This is a genomic window from Nocardioides sp. NPDC000445, from assembly GCF_040300245.1.
Lineage (GTDB): Bacteria > Actinomycetota > Actinomycetes > Propionibacteriales > Nocardioidaceae > Nocardioides.
In genome coordinates this window covers 359,510-381,947 of record NZ_JBEPDH010000001.1, presented here as the reverse complement: position 1 = coordinate 381,947, position 22,438 = coordinate 359,510, and the positions used below count along the sequence as shown (strand labels likewise).

At 68.3% G+C, this 22,438-nt stretch carries 16 protein-coding genes; 8 read left to right on the top strand and 8 right to left on the bottom strand.

Going from position 1 to position 22,438, the window contains the following annotated elements:
• Positions 1 to 978 precede the first annotated feature (978 nt).
• From ABT304_RS01775 to ABT304_RS01750, 6 genes are all read right to left on the bottom strand, one after another.
• Positions 979 to 2,085 carry a Gfo/Idh/MocA family protein gene (locus ABT304_RS01775; RefSeq protein WP_350713069.1) on the bottom strand — a complete coding sequence of 369 codons (1,107 nt, stop codon included), beginning with the start codon at positions 2,083 to 2,085 and terminating at the stop codon, positions 979 to 981.
• A gap of 187 nt (positions 2,086 to 2,272) precedes the next feature.
• Positions 2,273 to 3,247, bottom strand: coding sequence for an aldo/keto reductase (locus ABT304_RS01770; protein ID WP_350713068.1), 975 nt, complete (start codon positions 3,245 to 3,247; stop codon positions 2,273 to 2,275).
• 164 nt (positions 3,248 to 3,411) lie between these two features.
• Positions 3,412 to 3,984 carry a MarR family winged helix-turn-helix transcriptional regulator gene (locus ABT304_RS01765; RefSeq protein WP_350713067.1) on the bottom strand — a complete coding sequence of 191 codons (573 nt, stop codon included), beginning with the start codon at positions 3,982 to 3,984 and terminating at the stop codon, positions 3,412 to 3,414.
• A 485-nt stretch (positions 3,985 to 4,469) separates the two neighbouring features.
• Positions 4,470 to 5,612, bottom strand: a complete 1,143-nt coding sequence (locus ABT304_RS01760) for a Gfo/Idh/MocA family protein (RefSeq protein ID WP_350713066.1) — start codon at positions 5,610 to 5,612, stop codon at positions 4,470 to 4,472.
• 163 nt (positions 5,613 to 5,775) lie between these two features.
• A complete protein-coding gene (locus ABT304_RS01755) occupies positions 5,776 to 6,498 on the bottom strand; it encodes an alpha/beta fold hydrolase (RefSeq protein ID WP_350713065.1) in 723 nt (240 codons plus the stop codon).
• 51 nt (positions 6,499 to 6,549) lie between these two features.
• Positions 6,550 to 7,455 carry an NADP-dependent oxidoreductase gene (locus tag ABT304_RS01750; RefSeq protein ID WP_160027890.1) on the bottom strand — a complete coding sequence of 302 codons (906 nt, stop codon included), beginning with the start codon at positions 7,453 to 7,455 and terminating at the stop codon, positions 6,550 to 6,552.
• A gap of 431 nt (positions 7,456 to 7,886) precedes the next feature.
• Between ABT304_RS01750 and ABT304_RS01745 the strand changes: the two genes are divergently transcribed.
• The 5 genes from ABT304_RS01745 (at position 7,887) to ABT304_RS01725 (ending at position 16,853) form a co-directional block, all read left to right on the top strand.
• Entirely contained in the window at positions 7,887 to 8,498 is a 612-nt protein-coding gene (locus ABT304_RS01745) for a TetR/AcrR family transcriptional regulator (RefSeq protein ID WP_350713064.1), read from the top strand.
• A 1,216-nt stretch (positions 8,499 to 9,714) separates the two neighbouring features.
• Positions 9,715 to 10,506, top strand: a complete 792-nt coding sequence (locus ABT304_RS01740) for a mycofactocin-coupled SDR family oxidoreductase (RefSeq protein ID WP_350713063.1) — start codon at positions 9,715 to 9,717, stop codon at positions 10,504 to 10,506.
• Between the two features lie 215 nt (positions 10,507 to 10,721).
• Entirely contained in the window at positions 10,722 to 11,846 is a 1,125-nt protein-coding gene (locus ABT304_RS01735) for a sugar phosphate isomerase/epimerase family protein (RefSeq protein WP_350713062.1), read from the top strand.
• 123 nt (positions 11,847 to 11,969) lie between these two features.
• Positions 11,970 to 15,338 carry a PQQ-dependent sugar dehydrogenase gene (locus tag ABT304_RS01730; protein WP_350713061.1) on the top strand — a complete coding sequence of 1,123 codons (3,369 nt, stop codon included), beginning with the start codon at positions 11,970 to 11,972 and terminating at the stop codon, positions 15,336 to 15,338.
• A 222-nt stretch (positions 15,339 to 15,560) separates the two neighbouring features.
• Positions 15,561 to 16,853, top strand: a complete 1,293-nt coding sequence (locus ABT304_RS01725; protein WP_350713060.1) for a hemolysin family protein — start codon at positions 15,561 to 15,563, stop codon at positions 16,851 to 16,853.
• Here ABT304_RS01725 and ABT304_RS01720 read toward each other — a convergent pair.
• Positions 16,804 to 17,778 carry a 2-hydroxyacid dehydrogenase gene (locus ABT304_RS01720; protein WP_350713059.1) on the bottom strand — a complete coding sequence of 325 codons (975 nt, stop codon included), beginning with the start codon at positions 17,776 to 17,778 and terminating at the stop codon, positions 16,804 to 16,806. The two genes, ABT304_RS01725 and ABT304_RS01720, sit on opposite strands and share 50 nt — an antisense overlap.
• A 26-nt stretch (positions 17,779 to 17,804) precedes the next feature.
• The gene (gene kdgD / locus ABT304_RS01715; RefSeq protein WP_350713058.1) at positions 17,805 to 18,719 is read right to left on the bottom strand and encodes a 5-dehydro-4-deoxyglucarate dehydratase; all 915 of its coding nucleotides are present in this window, start codon (positions 18,717 to 18,719) and stop codon (positions 17,805 to 17,807) included.
• A gap of 212 nt (positions 18,720 to 18,931) precedes the next feature.
• On the opposite strand from kdgD, the gene ABT304_RS01710 reads away from it, so the two are divergent.
• From ABT304_RS01710 to ABT304_RS01700, 3 genes are read left to right on the top strand one after another with little or no spacing between them, the layout of a single operon-like run.
• Complete coding sequence (locus ABT304_RS01710) at positions 18,932 to 20,485, top strand: ABC transporter substrate-binding protein (protein ID WP_350713057.1); 1,554 nt, start codon at positions 18,932 to 18,934, stop codon at positions 20,483 to 20,485.
• 31 nt (positions 20,486 to 20,516) lie between these two features.
• The gene (locus tag ABT304_RS01705; RefSeq protein WP_350713056.1) at positions 20,517 to 21,446 is read left to right on the top strand and encodes an ABC transporter permease; all 930 of its coding nucleotides are present in this window, start codon (positions 20,517 to 20,519) and stop codon (positions 21,444 to 21,446) included.
• A 13-nt stretch (positions 21,447 to 21,459) separates the two neighbouring features.
• Complete coding sequence (locus ABT304_RS01700; RefSeq protein ID WP_350713055.1) at positions 21,460 to 22,404, top strand: ABC transporter permease; 945 nt, start codon at positions 21,460 to 21,462, stop codon at positions 22,402 to 22,404.
• Positions 22,405 to 22,438: the final 34 nt, after the last annotated feature.

The following is a 22,438-nucleotide window of genomic DNA, read 5'->3' as shown; positions in this document are numbered from 1 at the left end:
CTAGTAGCAGAGCGGGTGATGTCGCGAGGAACGGCGATCGCGGAGCCTCTCCAAGAGATGGTCCTCGCCGAGGAGCGACTGGTAGGAGCCCGGATATGGCCCACTTTGCGAGTCAGAATTGGCGCGAGCTCGGTCGAGATCACCCGTGTTGTCGGGGTAGAGTCAGTCTCGCAGGTGCCCGCGGTTCAGGGCATCGGCCCAGGTCAGAAGCTGATCGTCCGAGGACGAGCGAGATTTTCCCAACGATCGAGAATCCGCGCAACAGTGCAGAGGGTCAGGGGTTCGAGTCCCCTCACCTCCACCGAAACGCCTGATCAGGGCCGTGTTCTGATTCCTAACTGACGGATTCGAACACGGCCCTGACTCGCATTTATCGCGTTATCGTTCCGGTTTCGGAATCTCTGAGCGCCGTCTCGGAGGGCTGCGAATCGACTCGGAGACGGGCGCGTACCTCTGGTGCATGACGACCTCCAGAGCTTTCACCACGACCGATGCCGGGCGCGACGATGTCCGCGGCGGTGAGGTCGACAACGTCCTCCATGGCGCCTTCGAGGCGTCCTATTCGATCAAGGATCTGGCCGCGGAGCTCGGGGTGAGTGTCCAAACGCTCTACGACCTGCGCACACAGGCTCGCGGATCGATCGGATTCCGGTCGGTCGCTGTCTGCGATTCCGGCACTCCGAGATCTACGCCTGGCTGGCCAGGCTCGAGGAAGAGGACGCCGATCGACACCACGGGGGCGATGCGTGATGCCCGGCTGCCCATGCGTGGCGATCGGCGCTCACGGTGACAGGTGACGCCTGCTGACACAGCCAACCGGTTGAGCTCTTGGTTTCGATCAGGGCGAAGGCGGTGGCTGCCTACCTGGCCAGAGCTGGACCGGCGTCCGCAATGTTGACCGCGGACGCCGGTCCAGCTCAGAGAGCTGCGGTGAAGTCGCAGTCATCGGGGTGGCGCAACGTCCTGTCCCTGTCGGCGCTACCAACTCTGCCGCAGTTGGCGGACGCCGGTCTCTGCGGCGACCAGGGTCCGGGCGACCAGGCGGCTGTTGTGCGCAGCATGCTCGAACCCGGGCGTGAGGTAGGTCCCATTCCGGATATCGCGGGCCAGTGCGGCGTAGACCTCGCCGACGTTGATGGAGGCGCCCTTCCAGATCTCGGCCGCCGTTGGACCGGTGCCGGTCGCGACCGGTGCGTCGGGTGCCGAGAACTCGATGTCGGAGGCCAGGGTCAGGTCGCCGACCTGCACGCCCGCCGGGTGATGGCCGATCAGGGTCAGCCGGCCCTCCGTGCCACGAACCTCTAGCCTGAACTCGGCCTGGTCGGCCGGTACGCCAGCGAGGACTTGGATGCCCACCGAGGCCCCTGACGCGGTCTTGGCGACGGCATCGAGGTGATCGGGGATCTCGCGGGCCGTCGTCGTGTCGGTATCCACCAGCCGAACCTCGGGCCACAGCAGCTCCGTGCGAGCGTCGATCTCGGCAATCTCCCCCAGAACCGCCTCGATGACGTCGAGGACGTGACCGACCGCGATCTGCAGGAATCCAGCCCCGGCCTCTGCCTTGTCGAAGTACTCGTACGCGGTCACCGACTCGGGACCGTTCCCGAACGTGGTCGCGGTGACCCGCGCGGAGAGGACGCGTCCGAGCTGACCGGTGCTGATCATCTCGGCCGCGCGTCGAACGGCGGGGTTCGCCCGGCCCTGCAGGCCGATGGCGGTGTGCAGCCGGCTGGCTGCCGCTGCCATTTCCTCACTCTGCTCGGGCGTCGTGCCAAGAGGGGCTTCACAGTAGACCGCCTTGCCGGCGGCCAACGCGGCGAGCACCAGCTCGCGGTGGGCCGGGACTTTGACGGCGACAGTGACAAGATCGATGTCGGGATCTCGGATCAGATCCATCGGGTCCGCGAACCACCGATCGGCGCCAAACGCCTCGGCCGCGCTACGGGCGCTCTCCTCTCGGCGCGTCGCGACGGCGGCGAGCCGGAACTCTGGCTGAGCCGCCAGTGCGGGGACGTGCGAAGCCCCGGCCCAGCTCGCCTTGGTGTCGGCCCCGATGATGCCGACTCTGATGGGTTCCTTCGACATAGTGCATCTCTCGTTCTTGTTATCAGTCATCAGGTACGGTCTCTCCGCCCTGCGTATGGGGTGGTCAGTGCGCAAAGTTGGCCGGACGCGTCTAGTGGGCGGTTCCGGCTCGCCTCGGTGCCTGGCCGCGACTGCACGCTCGCGATGCCATGGCGGCGATGGTCCGCTCTATATGGGGTAGTGGCTGCTAACGGTCGATAGCGTTCATGTCCGCCGGGCGGTGCCGTTCGCCGACCGGGGTGCCGACCGCGGCGAGCAGATCAAGATGCTCCGCGGTCAGGCGCAGGTCCAGGGCGGCCACGTTCTCGTCGACCCTTGTGGCCTTGGTCGTGCCCGGGATGGGTGCGACGTCGTCGCCCTGCGCCAACAGCCAGGCCAAGGCCACCTGGGCGGGCGTCGCGTCGACGGCGGCCGCGACAGCGTGCACCTGGTCCACGATGCGCAGGTTGTGCTCGAGGTTGCCGTCTGCGAAGCGGGGGTTGGTGCGGCGCCAGTCGTCGTCGGCGAAGCCGTCGAGAGTGCGGATGGTCCCCGTCAGGAAGCCGTGGCCGAGGGGCGCATAGGGGACGAAGCCGATCCCGAGCTCCCGCGTGACGGGGAGAATGGCCGCCTCCGGGTCACGGGTCCACAACGAGTACTCGGTCTGGACGGCGGCGAGGCGATGGACGGAGTGCGCTCGACGGATGGTCTCGGCTCCGGCCTCGGACAAGCCGATGTGGCGTACCTTCCCGTCGGCCACAAGGTCGGAGAGCGCGCCGACGGTCTCCTCGATCGGGACCTCAGGGTCGACTCGGTGCTGGTAGTAGAGGTCAATGTAATCGGTGCCCAATCGTCGCAGGGACCCCTCGACGGCCTGCCGGATGCTCGCCGGGCTGCTGTCGAGTCCAGGTCGACTCGTGTGGGAGAGTGCCCCGAACTTCGTCGCGAGGACGACCTGATCCCGGCGGCGACCGCGCATCGCTCGGCCGATCAGTGCTTCGTTCGTGAACGGCCCGTACGCCTCGGCAGTGTCGAGATGGGTCACGCCAGCATCGAGTGCATGGTGGATCGTTCGGATCGCCTCCGCGTCCGAACGGCCGGCGCCCGTATAGAAGGCCGACATCCCCATGGTGCCGAGGCCGATGCGGGAGACGTTCAGACCGTTGAGCGACGTCGTGATCATAAGAGCCCCTATCTCGGTGAACTTGTAGCTTCAAGAACTACCATAACCGGGTCACCTTGAAGCATCAATAACGCCGTCGGGCTGGGGTCGTCGATGGTCCGCGTCAGGCGGTCGCTCGGGCGGCGGAAAGGTGCGAGCGCACCAGTTCCGCGACGCGCACAGGATCAGGCCGGCGACGAGGCGACGGTGCTTTCGCCGGTCACGGCGGCCCGGACGGCGCTGCCGATGGACTCGAGAGCGGCCAGCTGCGACGGGTCCAGGTGGTCGATGAGGTACTCGCGAACGGCGGCGACGTGTCCTGGTGCCGCGGACACGACCGCCTCGAGGCCGGCATGGGTGAGGACTGCGCTGGTACGTCGACCTGCTCCTGGAAGACGATTCCTCACCAGTAATCCGCGGTTCTCGAGGCGACCGGCGACGTGTGAGAGGCGAGACAATGATGCCGCGGTTCGCGCTGCCAAGGCGCTCATCTGCATCTCGTGGCCGGTCTCCTCCGAGAGGACGGAGAGCACCATGTACTCGAAGAAGGTCAGCTGTGACTCCCGTTGCATGCGCGCATCGAGTGCCGCAGGGAGGCTGATCATGATGGAGGAGGTGGCCAGCCAGGCCGCGCGTTCGCGGCGGTCGAGCCAGTGTGGTTCCACCGCCGGGGCGGAGTCGTCGACACCGGCGCCAGAGGCAATCGAGGAGGGACGGGAGGATTCGCCGAGTGGGCGTCGATGGCGTTCTCGGGCCATGGGGCAAGGCTACTGGCTGGCGTTAGCGGACTCGAAGCGTAGGTCCAACGCGATGTCGATGATCATGTCCTCCGGGCCAGCCAGGCGCAGCGATCCCAGCCGAGGACATCTGCTCCGGGTGCCTTTGAAAGCTGACTTCCGAGCAGCGCCGCCAGCCTGCAACCGAATGGCCACGCCACGCGTGCATGCCGCTATGAGGGCCAGCTGTGCCTTCGCGGCCAGCCGGTGTCGAACGCGGCCTGAGCAGCCCGCGCCGTGGGGGACACATGGGCACGATCGGCGATGCGGATGAGCGCCGCACGGCGCGGGAGAAGCGGTGGGCGAGCGACGCAGTCGGCGCCGCATTGAAGAAGAGGGATGGAGGGCGAGGTCCCGCTGGTCGCCAGAGTACTTCGACACGGTGCGGTCGGTTCTGTGTCATCAGGTCAGGGGTTGGCTCGCGGATCGCCATCTCCTCGGGTCCTGCGGCAGTGTCTCTCCCGGGTTCAAAGATTGGAGTCCATTCGGTCGGGGCGGGACAGATGCTGCCGATGACCTGTTTCAGCGGCCCGTGTGATCGCCTCGAGTACCCGGTGGCGATCGAGTGCGACCGCGAAGTCCGGCGCATCGGCGGTTCCGTCGCGGAGGTCGGTGGCGAACTGGGCGTAGAGGCGGGCTACCCCCGCTGCGGGTGCGTCGAGTTGCAGGTCGGGAGCCGCATAAGCGGGAGGGACCTGTAGCACTTGGACAGGCTCGCTGCCGCGGCGCAGCGTGATGGTGAGATCGGTGAAATGGATGTAGCCCGACGCCGACTCCACACGCACACTGCCTTCGGTGCCCTGGATCTCCCATGCCATCGCCGAGCCGGCAGACCGCCCGGCACTGTAGTGCAGCGAAGTGACGATCCCGCCTTCGAGAACGCCGGCGACGACGATCTCATCCGGCGCGTCCTTCGGCAGTGACGCGCCATCGGAGAGGCGGACGCCGTCACCGCGCTGATTGGCGACGACGGCGGACAGACTCTCGAACGTGCCGAGCACGCGCGCAAGCGGTTCGAGCCCGTGGCCGAGCATGATGCTCAAAAGCGTGGCGCCATGCTTTGCGTGAGCCATGTACTCGACCGGCGGGTCATATCGGCCGACCCACATGTCGTCCGTAAGATGCGCTCGGATGCTCGTGCTGAGCGGCTTGCCGATCACGCCCTGCGCGATGAGGTCGCGAAGGAAGAGGATCGGCGGATGCAGGCCGCCCTGCAACCCGACAACCGTCCGCAGCCGCCGCTCGCGGGCAAACCCCTCGAGCGCTTCGGCCTCCGATAGGTTTCTTGCGAGCGGCCATTCGCAATAGACCATCTTGCCCGCGGCCAGCGCGTCGGAAACAATCTGCTTGTGCTCCGGCACCTTGACCGCAACCACCACCAGGTCGACTTCCGGTCGCACGACCAGAGCCTCATGTGTGTCGAAGGCGAGATCGGCGCCCAGCCGACGAGCGGTCGCGTTCGCGCTCTCCATACGAGTCGTACTGACGGCGCGGATCTGGAACGCGTCGAGCGCCTGGAGCGCCGGGACGTGAGCAATTCCGCCCCAACCCCGATCGGCACTGGCACCGATAAGGCCGACGCCGATCGGGGTAATTGCTGACTTCGTCATGAGGATGCTCCTGCTTTGTACGGCCCCGGCAATGCTCTCCGGGCTGCGTCACGATGATCGTTTCCGGATGAATGCGTGGGCACTCGGGCTCACCATGGCGCGCGAGCAGTCATTGCCGTTCGCGTAGCGGCCGCGGGGAGCCCGAGTGGCCCAAGCGCAGGCTTTACACGCGAGCCCAGTGGGCCTCGAGTTCGCGCGCGACATCGGCCGGACGCTCTATCATCGGCCAGTGCGAGCTGCGCAGTTTGAAGACGGCACGTGCGCGTGTGGCATTACCGAGCTCGTCGGCGAAGCGGTGAGGAAGGAACGGATCGTCCAGGCCCCAGATCACTAGCGCTGGTGCGGTCACGTTGCTCAAACCTGGCTTCCACTCCGCCCCGACCTCGATCGCCGAACGGTAGAGGGCGAGAATGCTTGCTCTCATAGTGGCATCGAGATGCCGGACCGATTCGTCGGCCGCGTCGCGCGGCATCTGCGCCTCGTTGAGGCTTGCTGCGAACGCCTCGAGGTCGAGGTCCGCCATCCATTGCTCGCCCTCGCCTGGCGTTTGCCAGATCTTGGCGAGATAGTGCCACGGATACTCCGGATCGATTGGTCCGCTGATGCCTGTCCATGTCCGCACCAGATCTGGTCGGATAGACGCGAGACGGCCCGTGAGCAGAGACCCCCAGTCATGACCGACCAGGTCGACGGGTTCGCCGATTTCTTCGATCTTCGTGATAAGCCAGTCGAGATACTCTTCCTTCGTCGACGTGAATCCCGCTGGCAGGGGTACGCCAAACCCGGGGAGATCGATCGTCACAATATCATCGCGCTGAAGATAGGAACGGACGGTGTCCCAGAGCCGGTGGGTATCGGGTACACCATGGACGAGGACTGCAGGCATTTCGGATTCTCCAATTGATTGTTGTCGTGGTTGAACGGCCGATCGGCCGAGTCAGGGAAGGAGGATGACTTTGCCGTGGGTGTGGCCCGTGGCGACGAGGCGATGAGCGTCCGCGGCCTCGTCGAGCGGGAAGCTCCGGCCGATGCGTGCGGTCCATGCGCCGGCGGCGATCAGATTCAGCGCTTCCTGGACAGGGCCACGGTCGCGGTTCCCGCTGCCCCCGGGGCTGAATGCGACGCCGTGTTGTGCGGCATCGCGGTCGGCGAGCGTCACGATCCGGTCGGGGCCGCCAAGAAGATCGACGAGGGCGGGAAGGAGCCCCTTGCCGGCGGTGTCGAGCGCGGCGTCGACCCCGCCCGGAGCAGCGGCACGGATGCGATCGACCAGGCCCGGGCCGTGGACGACAGGGGTCGCCCCGAGACTCCGGACGAAGTCCGCGTTGGCAGTCCCGGCGACGCCGATCACCGTCACACCCCGCTGTCGCGCGAACTGCACGGCGGCGCTGCCCAGAGCACCGCTCGCACCGGTGACCACGAGCGTTTCACCCGGGCGAAGGTTCAGAAGCCCGAGAGCCCTCGCCGCGTTGTCGGCGCCGATGACAGTAGCCGCGGCCTCCTCGAAGGAAACGCCGTCGGGGATCGTCGCGAAGTTGCTGCTGACCGTGTACTCGGCGTAGGAGCCCTGGGTGGCGGAGTCCGGCCACCCGGCGACGCGGTCGCCGACCACGCCCTCGTCGACGCCCAGGCCGACCGCCTCGACGACGCCGGCGAACTCGAATCCGATAATGGCGGGAGCACGCAGGCGGAACGCTCCGGCGCGCGCCAAGATCTCCGCCGGGTTCACCCCGGCGGCGTGAACCCGCACCAGCACCTGACCCGGACCCGGCACCGGTCGCGGAGCCTCCGCAACTCGCAACACGGAGGGTTCGCCGAACGAGGCGATGACGGCGGCTTTCATGTTGATCCTTCTCCTTCTCATACCAAGCCGGCGGCACTTCCGCTGCGGCCTGCTTCGGTGTGCTCGCTCACGCAGGCCCGGCAGCGAGGTCACGTCCCTAGGTCCAGTACGTCACTTCAGGACCGATCGGTACGAAAGTAACGTAGGCGGTCAGAGATTTATTCGCAAGCCCTCGACCGTGCGGGCAGGCGTCACGGCCCGGGGCGTCAGGCCTGGGTGTTCGCGCCGTCCTCGGCCCGCGAGCTCGATCGTCAGCGGCCAGTTACTCCACGATGACCGCGCGCTGAACCGGGGCGTCCCTCGTCGCTTTCGTCGCGGGCGCCTCGGCGGCGTTCATCACCGGAGCTGTGCTCACCATCGACGGCGATTTGAACGCCTGATCCTTCGCCTTATCTGGACTGCCTGGTCCGTAAGAGGACATAATGACTGCCATGCCCACATCGCAGACCAAGCTGGGGCGACCCCGCGGGTTCGACTACGACTACGCCCTCGAACAAGCCATGAGAGTGTTCTGGGCCAAAGGGTACGAAGGGGCGAGCCTGACGGACCTGACCGAGGCGATGGGCATCACTCGCAGCAGCATGTATGCGGCGTTCGGGAGCAAGGACGAGCTGTTCCGCCGAGCGGTCGAGCGGTACACGGAAGGCCCAGCCTCCTACGGAATCCGTGCGCTGTCCGAGCCGACCGCACGCGAAGTCGCCGAGTCCATTCTTCGCGGCGCAGCCGCTGCCAGCACGAGTAGCGAGGCACCCCACGGATGCCTTGGTGTCCAGGCTGCGCTGTCCGCCGGCAACAATGGGCTCACTGCCCAGAAGGTCCTCGTCGACTGGCGCCAGGATGGCGCTGCGCGCCTCGAGTCCCGATTTCTGCGTGCGCGGGCCGAGGGTGATCTGCCGGAGACCGAGGATCCGCGCACGCTGGCGGCCTACATCGTGACGGTCGCGTACGGCATCGCCGTTCAAGCGGCGACGGGCAAGAGCGAGGCAGAACTGCGCCGGGTTGCTGATGTGGCGATGAACGCGGTGTCCTGGTCCCACGACTGAGACATCGAACTCTGCGATCGTCCTCATCGATGCCTTCGGCGTCACCGCCGCGTCCGCTCGGCGGTCCGCACCCTGCTGAGGTGATCTACTGTCGCTGCCCGCTGCGAGCGGCTTCCTCCACTCGCGCGACGGCTGACTGTTGTGCAGTGCGTGAGCGAAGCCCGGCGTCGCAGGCATCATCAGCGACGCAAGCGCCGAGATCGCCGAGGCATGGCCACCCAGTCGACTCGCGCATGACGTCGACCACGCCGTCTTCTCCTGCACGTCGGGTGCCGCGAGCCGTCCTCGGTGCTCTACCGAGAAGCCCTCGAACGTCTCGACGCCCGCCCTGAGGAGCTCCATGTCGGTGAAGGCGGTGGCGTCGGGCTCAGGGGAGCACAGGAACAGGGCATCACTCCCGTTCGTGTCGCTCGGCGAGGCAGCGCCAACACCCTGGCTTAAGGCGTGGGGCCCGCGTGGGACGGACTGACTCTTTCAACGGCCGAAGAGACATCGCTGCTGGACGGCTGGTCTGGTTGAGCCAACATACGCTGGGCGGCGAGAAGAGGTGGACCCAGCGGATCCTGCTATCGGTAACTCCTCCACATGGCGTCGAGTCCCTGCTCAAGTAGGGGTCGAGCCGGTGACGCCAATGCGCTCGAACGTTCAGGTTCGTGTCTGAGGTACGCCGACAATCGCGGCTTTGTCGAGGCCCGGTTGGCACCGGTGCTGCTGAGGCTGGCGTCAGCGAGTGAGCTGTTCACTCACTCCAGGTCAGCGGAACCAGGGGGTCCGTGGCGAGAAGCTTGGAGAGCACTCGGGCCCGTAAGGACCAAGACAGTGGCGACCGTGGCGAACAGGCCACCTGCCACAGCGGGGTGCTCTCAGGCCCCAGGCGGCTGGTCACACCACGATCAGCGCGAATCCGCCACGCTGAGCACGATGAATGCGAGCCATCACGGCCCGTCGCTATCGGCAGCCTCAGGCGCTCCGAAGCACAAGAGTGCTGGCTCGGGCGTACCTCTCTTTTCGACGCTGCGTGTCATTAATGTGTTGTGCGTCACTCGAGCTGCGTCGCTGGACGCCGGAGATGAAGGAGAGTCGTCATGAACCCCGGCCACCATCGGGCTGCCCCTGACCGCCACCGCGGTGGGCGATCAGATCGACATCCTCCACACCGTCCTCGGCTCCGCGGTCCTGGTGCCGGTGGCTGGCTCCGGACGAGAGCCGCGGCACGATGACTGTCGAGACGACACGGGTCGCGCTGGTGACCGGCGCCGCGCGCGGGATCGGCGCAGCGACGGTGCGTGGGCTGGTGGCCGAGGGCGTACGCGTCGTCGCGCTCGACTGGTGCGTGGGGGAGGACTCTCCCGCCGCCTATCCCCAGGCCACGCAGGCCGACCTGGACGCCCTCGTTGCCTCGCTCCCGGCCGGCTGGGTCGGGCCGGTCGTCGGTGACGTACGAGACCCGGCGGCGCTGACCGCGGCGGTCGATGCAGCGACGGCGAGGTGGGGACGGCTCGACATCGCGGTCGCAGGTGCGGCCGTGATCGCCGGCGGGCGCCCGCTGTGGGAGGACACCTCGCTCGACCTGCAGTGGCAGATCGACGTCGCCGGGGTCTGGAACACCGCCGCAGCGGCCGTCCCGGCGATGCTTGCCGGCCCCGAACCCAGCGGCTGCCGGTTCGTCGCGCTCGCCTCCGCCGCGGGCTCGCGCGGGCTGTTCCACCTCGCCGCCTACAACGCCGCGAAGCATGCCGTGATCGGTCTGGTGAGGGGGCTGGCCGCCGACCTGGCCGGCACGGGCGTGACCGCCTGCGCCGTCTCACCGGGCTCCACCGACACCGCGATGCTCGCTGCGACCGCCGACCTCTACGCGGTCGGCCCGGACGACCTCGCCGCCCACCAGCTCCTACGCCGCCCGCTCACGCCCGACGAGGTCGCCGCCACCGTCGTGCACGCGTGTTCACGTGCCGGGGCGGTGCTCAACGGCTCGGTCGTCGCCGCCGACGGCGGCTTCGGCGGATGACGCTTCCGGATGGGTTCACAGCGCGAGTGGGCGATGACGTATGGGGGAGTCCATCAAGGGCCCTCATCGGACTTTCGAAAGATACTTTCATACTTTTGCATGACCAGTTTGAACTATTGACGGGTGCTTCGTGGGAACCGTAAGTTGACGATCGCACAACGTGACACAGGTCACAGTTGCGGCTCACTTGGCTTCACCCTCCCGAAGGAGCACTGATGCGCAACCGTCCCACCCCTGCCGCGAACCACGAGGTTCCGGCTATCGCACGCAAGCTCGGGCTCAACCGTCGGCAGCTGTTGGCGGCCACAACAGGCATGGCCGCGGCGGGAATCGCCCTCGGCGGTGTCCCTCTCGCCGGATCCGCCGCAGCCGACGCGCTGCTGATCCCGCGGCCGCGGCGCGGAATCATCCTCTACACGGTGCGCGACGCGATCAGCCGCGACCCGGCGACCAGCCCGTACGCCTCGGGGTTCAAGGCGGTCTTCGAGGAGCTGTCGAAGATCGGCTACCGGCAGATCGAGTTCGCAGGCTACAACCAGAACGCCAACGCGCCCGGCGGCAACGTCAACAACGTCGAGGGCGCACACCTGCTGCGGATGTGGCTCGATGACAACGGTCTCGAGGCCGAGGGCAACCACGGGTCGGTTCCCTCCACGATCACCGATGCGTCACTGGCCGCGTTCGACGCGGCGTGCGAGGTCGCGAACATCTTGGGGATGAGGCACATCGGGACCGGAAGCGATCCCACCGGGTCGGCCTACCTCGCCGACTGGCAGGCCGCAGCCGATCGCTGGAACATCCTCGGTGAGCGCGCTGCCGGGCACGGGCTCAAGCTCTACACGCACAACCACGACGTGGCGTACAGCTTCCTCCTGGACAGTGGGCCGACCGACGCGCTGGGCCGCCCGACACGGTCATCCGGCGTACGCCGGCTGGAGTGGTTCCTGGCGAACACGGACCCCGGCTACGTGTCGCTAGAGATGGACATCTACTGGGCGCACGTCGCCCAGCACAAGCACCACACCTACACCGCCCCGGACGGCAGTCTCGTCGAGGACCGCTTCGACCCGCTCGAGGTCGTCAAGTCCGCGCCGATGCGCTTCCCGCTGTTCCACGCCAAGGACGGCAAGAAGGACGAGACGCAGGCCAACGGCTACGTGATGGCGCCGTTCGGGGAGGGCGACATCGACTATCAGGCCTTCTTCGGTGACATGCCGGCGCGCGGCTACCACAACCCGATGTGGGAGCAGGACACCGCGCCCGGCGGTGCGATGAACCCGGGCCAGTCCCTGGCCCTGGCCAAGCTGAGCTACCAGAACATGGACGAGCTCCGCGGCTGACCGGCCGCCACCTCTCCCTTCGCTGACCGCCGGAGCGCGCCCTCACCGGGTCGCGCTCCGGCCACCGGCGTGCTCGCACGCCCTCCTCCGGCTTCTTTCGCCCTCGCTCTCCAAGGAATCGTCATGCCCACATACAGCTCAGGCGGTGGGGTACCCCGCCGCCGTGCCCGGCGATCACTCCTCGCGGTGACCTCCGGGCTCGCACTCGCTCTCACCTCCGGGCTCGCACTCGCGACGTCCGCTGCCGCCCACGACGGCGTCGACCACGGCACCGAGCCCGGCGCCGGCCTCGCCCTGGACTGGTCCAACTACGAGAAGGTCACTCTCACCAAGGACACCGGTGAGCCGATCGACATGGCCGTCCTGCCGGACCGGCGCGTGCTCACCACCGCGCGCAACGGCGACATCCGGCTCGTCGACCCCGACGCGGGTACGACCCGCGTAATCAACACGATCGCGACGTACAACAACTCCGAGGACGGCCTGCAGACCGTCACCCTCGCGCCGGACTTCGAGGAGTCGGGCTGGGTCTACCTCTACTACGCGCCGCGCACCATGACCGGCCCCTACCCGACGACCACGCCGTCCGGCTCGGCGCCCAACACGCTGCCCGCCGGTCAGACCGAGGCCTACTGGGACCAGTGGAAGGGCTACAACCAGCTCACCCGGGTGAAGTGGGACGAGGCCGCCGACAAGCTGGATCTCGCGACCGAGCAGGTGATCCTCAAGGTGGAGGTACAGCGTGGCCAGTGCTGCCACGTCGCCGGCGACGTCGACTTCGACGACCAGGGCAACCTCTACCTGGCCACGGGTGACAACACCCCGGCCGGAACCCCGGGTGCGAACGGGTTCGCGCCCAACAACGACGCCCCCGGGTTCAACCCCGGCTTCGACTCCCGCCGCGGCGCGGGCAACACGAACGACCTGCGGGGCAAGATCCTGCGGGTCGCGGTCCAGGAGGACGGCTCGTACACCATTCCGGAGGGCAACCTCTTCGCCCCCGGCACGGAGGGCACGAGACCGGAGATCTTCGCGATGGGTCTGCGCAACCCGTTCCGGATCGATGTCGACCCCGCCACGGACTCGGTGAGCTGGGGCGACTACGGCCCGGACGCCGGGGCGCCGAACCCGGAGCGTGGCCCGATGGGGTACGTCGAGTGGCAGACGACCGCGATCGACGAGCCGATCAACGGCGGCTGGCCGTACTGCACCGGCGACCAGTTCAACTACAACGAGTGGGACTTCGAGACCGCGACACCGGGGGACTTCTTCGACTGCGCCGCCGGCGCGGAGAACAACTCGCGGTGGAACACGGGGCTCTCGACCGTCCCGCCGGCCACGGCTGCGACCCTCTACTACGGCGACAACAACACGCACCAGCCGTGGCCGGAGCTGACCGACTTCGGTCCGGCAGGCGGCCAGGGGCCCATGGGCGGTCCGGTATACCACTACGACGCGGACAACCCCTCGCCGACGAAGTTCCCCGAGTACTGGGACGGCAAGGCGTTCTTCGCCGAGTTCTCCCAGGACTACCTGGCGGCGTTCACCGTCGACTGGCCCAGCGGCCCGGTCTCGCACATCGAGCAGTTCCTGCCCAACACCGATCTCGAGACGAACCGGCAGCCGATCACCGACAGCCCGATCGACATCGAGTTCGGGCCGGACGGGTCGCTCTACGTCCTCGACTACGGTGACGGCTTCTTCCGCGCCAACCCGGATGCCGGGCTCTATCGGATCGACTACAGCGTCGGCAACAAGGCACCGCGTGCGGACATCGTCGCCGATCCCATCTCCAGCAGCTCGGCCCCGCTGACCGTCGAGTTCGACGGTTCGGGCTCGGTCGACCCCGAAGGCGGTGCGCTCACCTACGAGTGGGACCTGGACGGCGACGGCACCTTCGACGCGACCGGGGCGACCACGTCCCACACGTACGACGAGCTCGGCCGCTACACCGCTCGGCTCCGCGTCACTGATGCCGAGGGACGTCGCGGCATCACCTCGACCTCGATCAGCGTGGGCAACGTAGCGCCGACGATCGAGGTGGCCACGCCGGCCGAGGGAGGCTTCTTCGACTGGGGTCAGGCGGTGCCGTTCGACGTGACGACCGAGGACGCCGAGGACGGGAACGCGACGGTGTGCTCACGGGTGACCTGGACGTTCGGCCTCGGGCACGACGTCCACGCCCACCCGCTCAGCCAGGGGACCGGGTGCCGATTCGCGATCCCGACGCCCGCCGATGCCACCGAGCACGGCGAGACGGAGAACATCTACGGAGTCGTCGTCATCGGCTACACCGACAACGGCGCCAACGGTGTGCCGGCGGCCAGGTCCGAGGTGTCGATGATCCTGAACCCGAAGTCGCAGGAGGCCGAGTGGGCCGACGCCTCCGAGGGCGTCGCGATCGCTCCGGACGACACGGCGAGCGGCTTGCGGAAGGTCACCTCGCTCGATGCGGGCGACTGGCTCTCCTGGAAGCCTGTGAACCTCGCCGGCATCACCTCGGCGAAGCTGCGCGCCAGCGGCACCGGCAGCGTGAAGCTGCGATGGGGATCGGCCGACGCGACGCCGTTCGCCTCGTTCGACGTCGCCAGCGAGGACTGGTCCGAGACGACGTCCGACCTGTCCGGTGCGCCGTCGGGCAGCGGCGACCTGTTCGTGACCTCCACAGGCGGCGTCACCCTGGATCGGATCAGGTTCGTGGGCGACGGCTTCGCCGACGTCGCGCCTCCGACGGTCTCGGCGACACTCAACCCGGCGGAGCCGACCGGGCAGAACGGCTGGTGGACGGGGAACGTGTCCGTGGCGGTGGCGGCGACCGACAACGGCACCGTCGCTTCCCGGCAGCGCTCGACCAACGGCGGTCAGACCTGGGAGAACGCGAACAACCCGCTCACAGTGTCCGCGGAAGGGGTCACGACTGTGCAGTACCGCGCGACCGACAACGGCGGCAACGTCTCCGAGGTCGGGCAGGTCGTGGTGCGGATCGACAAGACCGCTCCGCAGGTCGCGGTGGACGGTGTCACCGACGGCGCCGCAGCCGGCAACTCCGGGGATGCCTCGTGGTCGGCCACCGACGCCACCTCCGGTGTGGGGTCTGTGACCGCGACCCTGGACGGTGCCGCGGTCGCCGGCGACGAGCTCGCCCTGTGGCGGCTCTCGCTCGGGTCGCACACCCTCGAGGTCACCGCGACCGACAAGGCCGGACATGCGACGACGAGAACGGTGCCGTTCACGACCACCACGTCGCTGACCGAGCTCACCGCCCTGACTGAACGGCTCGCTCGCTCCGGCGAGGTCACGCCGGCCGGGGAGAGTGTCCTCGAGAAGCGGCTCCGGCAGGCCGTCAAGCACGCCGAGGCCGGGCGTCTCGCCTCCGCGCGGTCGCAGCTGCAGGAGTACGCCGACCTGGCGGCCAGCTCGCTCAACGTCGCCGACCCCGAGGCGCGTGCCGCGTTGGTTCGGGACGCGCAGGCGGTGATCAGCCAGCTCTGAGGTGACTCTTCCGTGCGGGTCCAAGGGACATGTCCCTTGGACCCGCACGCGTCTCACTCCGCGTCTATTGCGCCGACCTCGGCGGCCGAGTCAGGGCAAGCCCGGACAAGCGGGCACTTCGAAACCATCGCAGCAGAGACGCGCCTGTAGATTCATCGGTGTGAAGAGGCCTCGAAGTTCCTACCGCTCACCTGGATTCCGATCGGATGGTGAGCGGGCCTGATGGACAGCCAGACATTCCTCAGCCTCGGGCTGGTGCTGGTGTTCGTACTGGTCGGCGGCGTGTTCGCCGCGACCGAGCTGGCGCTGGTGTCGCTGCGGGAGAGCCAGCTGACCGCGCTCGAGCGCAAGGGCCCACGTGGCGCACGGGTGGCCGAGGTCGCCCGCGACCCCAACCGCTTCCTGGCCGCGGTGCAGATCGGCGTCACCGTCGCGGGCTTCCTCTCCGCGGCCTATGGCGGGTCGGCGATCGCTCCCGACGTCGCGCCCTACCTCGAGCGTCTCGGCCTGACCGAGGCACTGGCCGAGACCACGGCGCTGATCGTGCTGACCCTGTTCATCGCCTACCTCTCCCTGGTGCTGGGCGAGCTGGTGCCCAAGCGGCTGGCGCTGCAGAAGGCCGCCGGCATCTCGCTGGCCGTCGCGCCCGTGCTGGACAGGTTCGCCACCGTGATGCGGCCGGTGATCTGGCTGCTCTCGGTCTCCACCGACGCCGTCGTGCGGCTGCTCGGCGGTGACCCCAAGGCCTCGGCCGAGCAGGTCACGGAGGAGGAGCTGCGCGAGATGGTGTCCACCAACACGGACCTCGAGGAGGAGGAGCGCCGGATCCTCCGTGACGTCTTCGCCACCACCGAGACGACGCTGCGGGAGGTGATGCGCCCGCGCGGCGACGTCACCTTCATGCCTGCCTCGATGCCGCTTCCCGCGGCTGCCGAGACCGTGCGTGACCTGCCCTACTCCCGCTATCCGGTGACCGGGGAGGGCTTCGACGACATCCTCGGGTTCCTGCACGTACGCGACCTGCTCGGAGTCGTCGCCACCGACCAGCGCACGATCCGCGACGTCGCTCGTCCGGTGCTCTCGCTGCCGGGGAGCAAGCGGGTGATCCCGTCGGTGGCCACGATGCGCGAGGGCGGCACCCACCTGGCGATGGTCGTGGACGAGTACGGCGGCACCGACGGCATCGTGACCCTCGAGGACCTCGTCGAGGAGATGATCGGCGACATCCGCGACGAGTACGACCACGGCGAGGCCCGCATCCGAGACCACGGTGACCTGTCCCGGATCGACGGCGCGATGACGATCGAGGACTTCGCCGACACCACCGGCATCGAGCTCGAGGACGGCGCCTACGAGACCGTCGCGGGCTACCTCATCGCTCGGCTGGGGCACATCCCGCAGGTCGGGGAGGTGCTGGCGCTCCGGGACGGCACCCTGGAGGTGACCGCCCGGAACGGCAACCGCATCACCGAGATCGCGCTGCGCCCCGAGACGTCACCTCCGGAACCGGAGTGAGGACGGTGCCGTCGGCGAGCCAGCGGTCGAGGTTGTCGAGGGTCAGCTGCTCCATGGCGGCACGCGTCTCGACGGTGCCGCTCGCCAGGTGCGGGAGGAGCACCACGTTGTCGAGGTCCATCAGCTCCGCGGGGACCGTGGGCTCCTCGGTGTAGACGTCGAGGCCGGCGCCGGCGATGCCACCGTCGCGGAGCAGCTCGACCAGCGCGTCCTGGTCGACCACGGAGCCACGCGCGATGTTGATCAGGTAGCCCTCGGGCCCGAGCGCCTCGAGCACCTTGCGGTCGACGAGGTGCTGCGTACCGCTGCCGCCGGAGGTGGCGAGGACCAGGATGTCGACGTCGGCGGCGAGCTGCGCGGGGGAGGCGGCGTAGGTGTAGGGCGAGCCGGGGACCTCGCTGCGGGAGTGGTAGGAGATCGGGCAGCCGAAGGCCTCGAAGCGGGTCGCGATGGCCTGGCCGATCCGGCCCAGACCGAGGATCCCGACCCGCTTGCCCGAGACCTTGCGGGTCAGCGGGAAGTTGCCGGCCTGCGGCCAGTCGCCGCGGCGTACGAACCGGTCGGCCGCGCTGAGCCGGCGCAGGGTGTCGATGGCGAGGCCGATCGCGGTGTCGGCCACGCAGTCGGTCAGCACGTCGGGGGTGTTGGAGACCAGCACGCCACGTGCGGCCGCGGTCTCGACGTCGGTGGTGTCGTAGCCGACCCCGAAGTTGACCACGGCGCCGAGTGCGGGCAGCTGGGCCATCAGCTCGGCCGGTACGCCGGTACGCCCGGTGGTCACCACGGCGCCGATCGAGGGCCCGTGCTCGGCGAGGAACGCGGCGCAGCTGTCGTCGTCGGGCAGCACCAGGGCGTCGTAGCGGTCGGTGAGGGTCTCGGCCAGCGACGGCTTGAGCGGTCCTACCTGGAGGATGCGGCGGGTCACGGTTGCTCCTGTCGGTCGAGTGGCCGTCAGATGACGGTCTTGACGAGTGCGGTCAGCTCCACCAGCTCATCCTCGGTGAGGTCGGTCAGCGGGGGACGTACGGGACCGGCCGGACGGCCGGCGGCGGTGAGACCGGCCTTGACGATCGAGACGCCGTAGCCGGCTCCGCGGTCGCGGATCGCGATATAGGGGACCACGAAGTCGCGGAGCCGGGCGAGCACGTCGTCGCGGTCGCGGTTGCGTACGGCCGTGTAGAACTCGACCGCCCACTGCGGCGCGAAGTTGAAGATCGCCGAGGAGTAGGTGCTGACGCCGAGCTCCAGATAAGGCAGGGCGTACGTCTCGGCGGTGGGCAGGCCTCCGACGTAGAGCAGGCGGTCGCCGAGGCGCGCATTGAGTGTGGCGAGCAGGTCGATGTCGCAGACGCCGTCCTTGAAGCCGATGAGGTTCGGGAACTCCTCGGCGAGACGGACGACGGTGTCGGCGTCGTAGCGGGCGTTGGCGCGGTGGTAGACGATCACGCCGAGCGAGGTCGCCGAGCAGACGCGGGCGACGTGCTCGTACAGGCCACGACCCGGCAGCTCGGTCAGGTAGGGCGGCAGCAGCAGGATGCCGTCGGCGCCGTCCGCCTCGGCCCGCTGCGCCATCGCGACGGCCTGGGAGGTGCCGTAGCCGGCCGCGCCCATCACCGGAGTGCCGTCCCCGACCTCCTCGACGGTGGCCCGCAGGACCCGGGACACCTCGTCGTGGGTCAGCGAGAAGAACTCACCGGTGCCGCCGGCGGCGAAGAGGCCGGCGACCTCGAAGCCGTCGAGGTGCTGCAGATGGGCGCGGTAGCCGTCCTCGTCGAAGGCGTAGTCGGCGGTCGCGTGCGTCACCGGGAACGACAGCAGGCCGGCGCCGAGGGCGTCACGGAGCTCGGTGGGGGAGTAGCGGCCCATGGGGTCTCCTCAAGGGGTTCGACGACGTCGGAGATCCCGAGGCTAGGTAGCGGAAGCGATACGCGTCCAACATCGCAACGGCATCGTTCGATGCCCTATGGGCATTGCCTGACGTGCTTGACGTCACACAAAACTCGCTCGTACGGTTCATCCACGAATGACAACGACGTCCACATATGTAGATGTCGCCGATCGACTGGAGGAACAGTCGCATGAACTTTCGTCCCTCGCTGCGGTCCCGTTTCGGACTCGCAAGCGCCTCGCTCATGGCTGTCTCGCTCACCCTCTCGGCGTGTGGCGTCGCCAACTCCGACAGTGCCGGCGCGGCCGGTGACACGGTCCGGATCGTGCTCCCGCAGGAGCCGCCGACCCTCGAACCGTGCGATGCCAACCTGACCTCGACGGGCGTCGTGGTGCGCTCCAACATCACCGAGCCGCTGGTCGAGCGCGACCCCGCCTCCGGTGAGCTGCAGCCGCTGCTCGCCACCGAGTGGGAGCAGACCGAGCCGACCACATGGACCTTCACCCTCCGCGAGGGCGTGAAGTTCTCCGACGGCTCCGCCTTCGACGCCGAGGCCGCCGCGCACTCCATCGACCGCGCGGTCAACGGCACCTTCGGCTGCAATGTCGAGGGGTACGTCTTCGGTGACGACGACCTCCAGGTCAAGGCCGTCGACGCCACCCACCTCGAGGTGACCACCGCCGAGGCCGACCCGATCCTGCCGCTGCGCCTCTCCTTCATCGAGGTCGTGCCCGCATCGACCAGCGACACCGCCAAGGTGCGCGAGCCGATCGGCACCGGCCCCTACAAGATCGAGGACTGGCAGAACGGCACCAAGCTGACCCTCGCGGTCAACGACACGTACTGGGGAGACGCCCCCGCCTTCAAGAAGGCGGAGTACCAGTGGCGTGAGGAGGGCAGCGTACGCGCCGCCATGATCACCAACAACGAGGCCGACATCGCCACCGGGCTCGCGCCCGAGGACCTCTCCGGGGACGCCGCGGTCCGCTACCCGAACAACGAGACGACCGCGCTGCGGTCTACCGGGACGTACGCTCCGCTCGACGACATCCGGGTGCGCCAGGCGATCAACTACGCGATCGACCGCGAGTCCATCGTCGACAGCCTCTTCGAGGGCTACGCGGACGTCGCCTCCCAGCTGGTGCCCGAGGGCGTCGTGGGCCACAACCCGGATCTGGAGGCGTGGCCGTACGACCCGGAGAAGGCCAAGTCGCTCATCGCCGAGGCGAAGGCCGACGGAGTGCCGACCGACACCAAGATCCGGCTGATCTCTCGCAACGGCCTCTTCCCCAAGGTCGGCGAGACCGTCGAGGTCGTCCAGAAGGCGCTCGAGGACATCGGTCTCAACGTCTCGATCGAGATGATGGACACCGCCGCGTCGGTCGAGTACCAGTCCCGTCCGTTCCCGAAGAACACCGGGCCGTACATCATCCTCGTCCAGCACGGCAACCAGGCCGGTGACGCCCAGTTCTCCGTCGACCAGTACATGCTCAGCGACGGCGCTCAGTCGACGTTCGGCACCCCGGAGTTCGACGCCCAGATCGAGGCCGCCGACAAGGCCGAGGGCGATGACCGCCAGGCCGCTTTCGCCGGCATCTTCGCCGACGAGCCGGAGAAGGTCTCGCAGTTCGCCTACATCGCGCACATGACCGGGATCATCGGCGAGTCGGAGAACGTCGAGTACGAGCCCAACTCGGCGACCGGCGACGAGATGCGCGTGACCGAGATGAAGCCAGCCAAGTGATCCCGGCCGCGACTCACCCAGGAGGTCATCCATGGTGACGTTCCTCCGCAAGCGAGCCCTCACCTCGCTGCTGCCGCTCGTCGTGGTGCTGCTCGGGGTGTTCTTCCTGGCCCGCCTCACCGGCGACCCTGCCAGCCTGTACCTGCCGGAGAACGCCACCGAGGCCCAGAAGGAGACCTTCCGCGCGGTCAACGGCCTCGACCTGCCGGTCTGGCAGCAGCTGATCGACTACCTCCAGGGCATCCTCCGCCTCGACTTCGGCACGTCGCTGAGCACGGGTGAGTCCGCGGCCGCGATGGCGTTGCGGGCCTTCCCCGCGACGCTCCAGCTGGCGATCACCACGATGCTCATCGCGGTCGTCCTCGCCGTCGTGATCGGCTCGTGGGCGGCGTACCGTCCGAACTCGCTGGCCGACCGGTTTGCGTCGTTCCTGTCGATGACGGCTGCGAGCGTGCCCGACTTCTGGCTCGCCATCATGGGGGTCTGGGTCTTCGCGGTGATGCTCGGGGTGCTGCCGACCTCGGGTGTCGACGCCGGGTTGCTCTCCTGGGTCCTGCCGATCGCGACCCTGCTGCTGCGCCCCGTCGGCGTGCTCACCCAGGTGGTGCGCGGTGCGATGGTGGCGGCCCTGTCCGCGCCGTACGTCCGGCTGGCGCGCAGCAAGGGTGCCGACAGCCGTCGGGTCGTCGCGCACCACGCCCTGCGCAACGCCGCCGCCCCGGCGCTGACCGTGGCCGGCGACCTGGCGGTCGGGCTGATCAACGGTGCCGTGGTCGTGGAGTCGATCTTCGGGTGGCCCGGCATCGGCAAGCTGATGATCGACTCGATCACCGGCCGCGACTTCGCCATCCTGCAGGCGGCCGTACTGCTCACCGCGGTGACGATCTTCCTGCTCAACATCGCCATCGACATCTGCTACGCCCTGCTCGACGCCCGTGTGCGCGACAAGGCGATGGTGTGAGAGAGGAGAACTGATGAGCACCAGCTATTGGCGGATGCTGCTGCGCGACAAGGTCGCGACCGTGGCCGCCGTGATCCTCTGCTTCATCCTGCTCGTGGCCGTCTTCGGGCCGGTCCTGCTCGGCAGCGAGGCCAACGCCCAGGACCTGACCCGAGGCAACAAGGCACCGCTCGAGCTCGACGGCTGGCTCTACGTACTGGGCACCGACTCGCTCGGGCGCAGCGTCCTGGCCCGGATCGTCGTCGCGACCCGGACCACCCTCGGGGTCGCCATCCCGGCGGTGCTGATCTCGCTGGTCGTGGGCTCGGTGATCGGCATGTGGGCCGGCTACCACCGCGGCTGGCGCGAGACCCTCGTGATGCGGATCGCTGATGTGATCCTGAGCTTCCCGTCGCTGCTGATGGCTGTCGTCGTCCTGTACGTCTACTCGCCCAGCCCGCGCAACATCGTCATCGTGCTGGCGATCACCCGCATCCCGATCTACCTGCGCACCGCGCGGGCCGAGTCGGCCGAGCTGCAGAGCCGGGTCTTCGTCGACGCGGCCCGTACGTTCGGGGCGGGGAGCTTCAGCATCATCCGCCGTCACGTCTTCCCGATCGTGCTGCCGACGCTCCTGACGGTCGCCACGCTCGACTTCTGCTACGTCATGCTCGCCGAGTCGTCGCTGAGCTTCCTCGGCATCGGCATCCAGGCACCCGACGTCAGCTGGGGCCTGATGGTCGCCCAGGGGCAGAACTACCTGCAGACCGCATGGTGGCTCTCCTTCTTCCCCGGCCTGGCCATCGTGATCGCGACGGTGTCCGCCGCCGTGCTCGCCGCCTGGGTGCGGCTGGCCACCGATCCCGCTCAGCGGTGGCGGCTCACCGTCCCGCGGCGGCAGCGTCGCCGCGCGACCCCGACCGTCGACCCGACCGTCGACCCGCCCGTCACTCAGGCCGTTACGGAGGACGCCCAGTGAACAGCACCCTGACCGAGAAGGCCGTCGCCCTCGA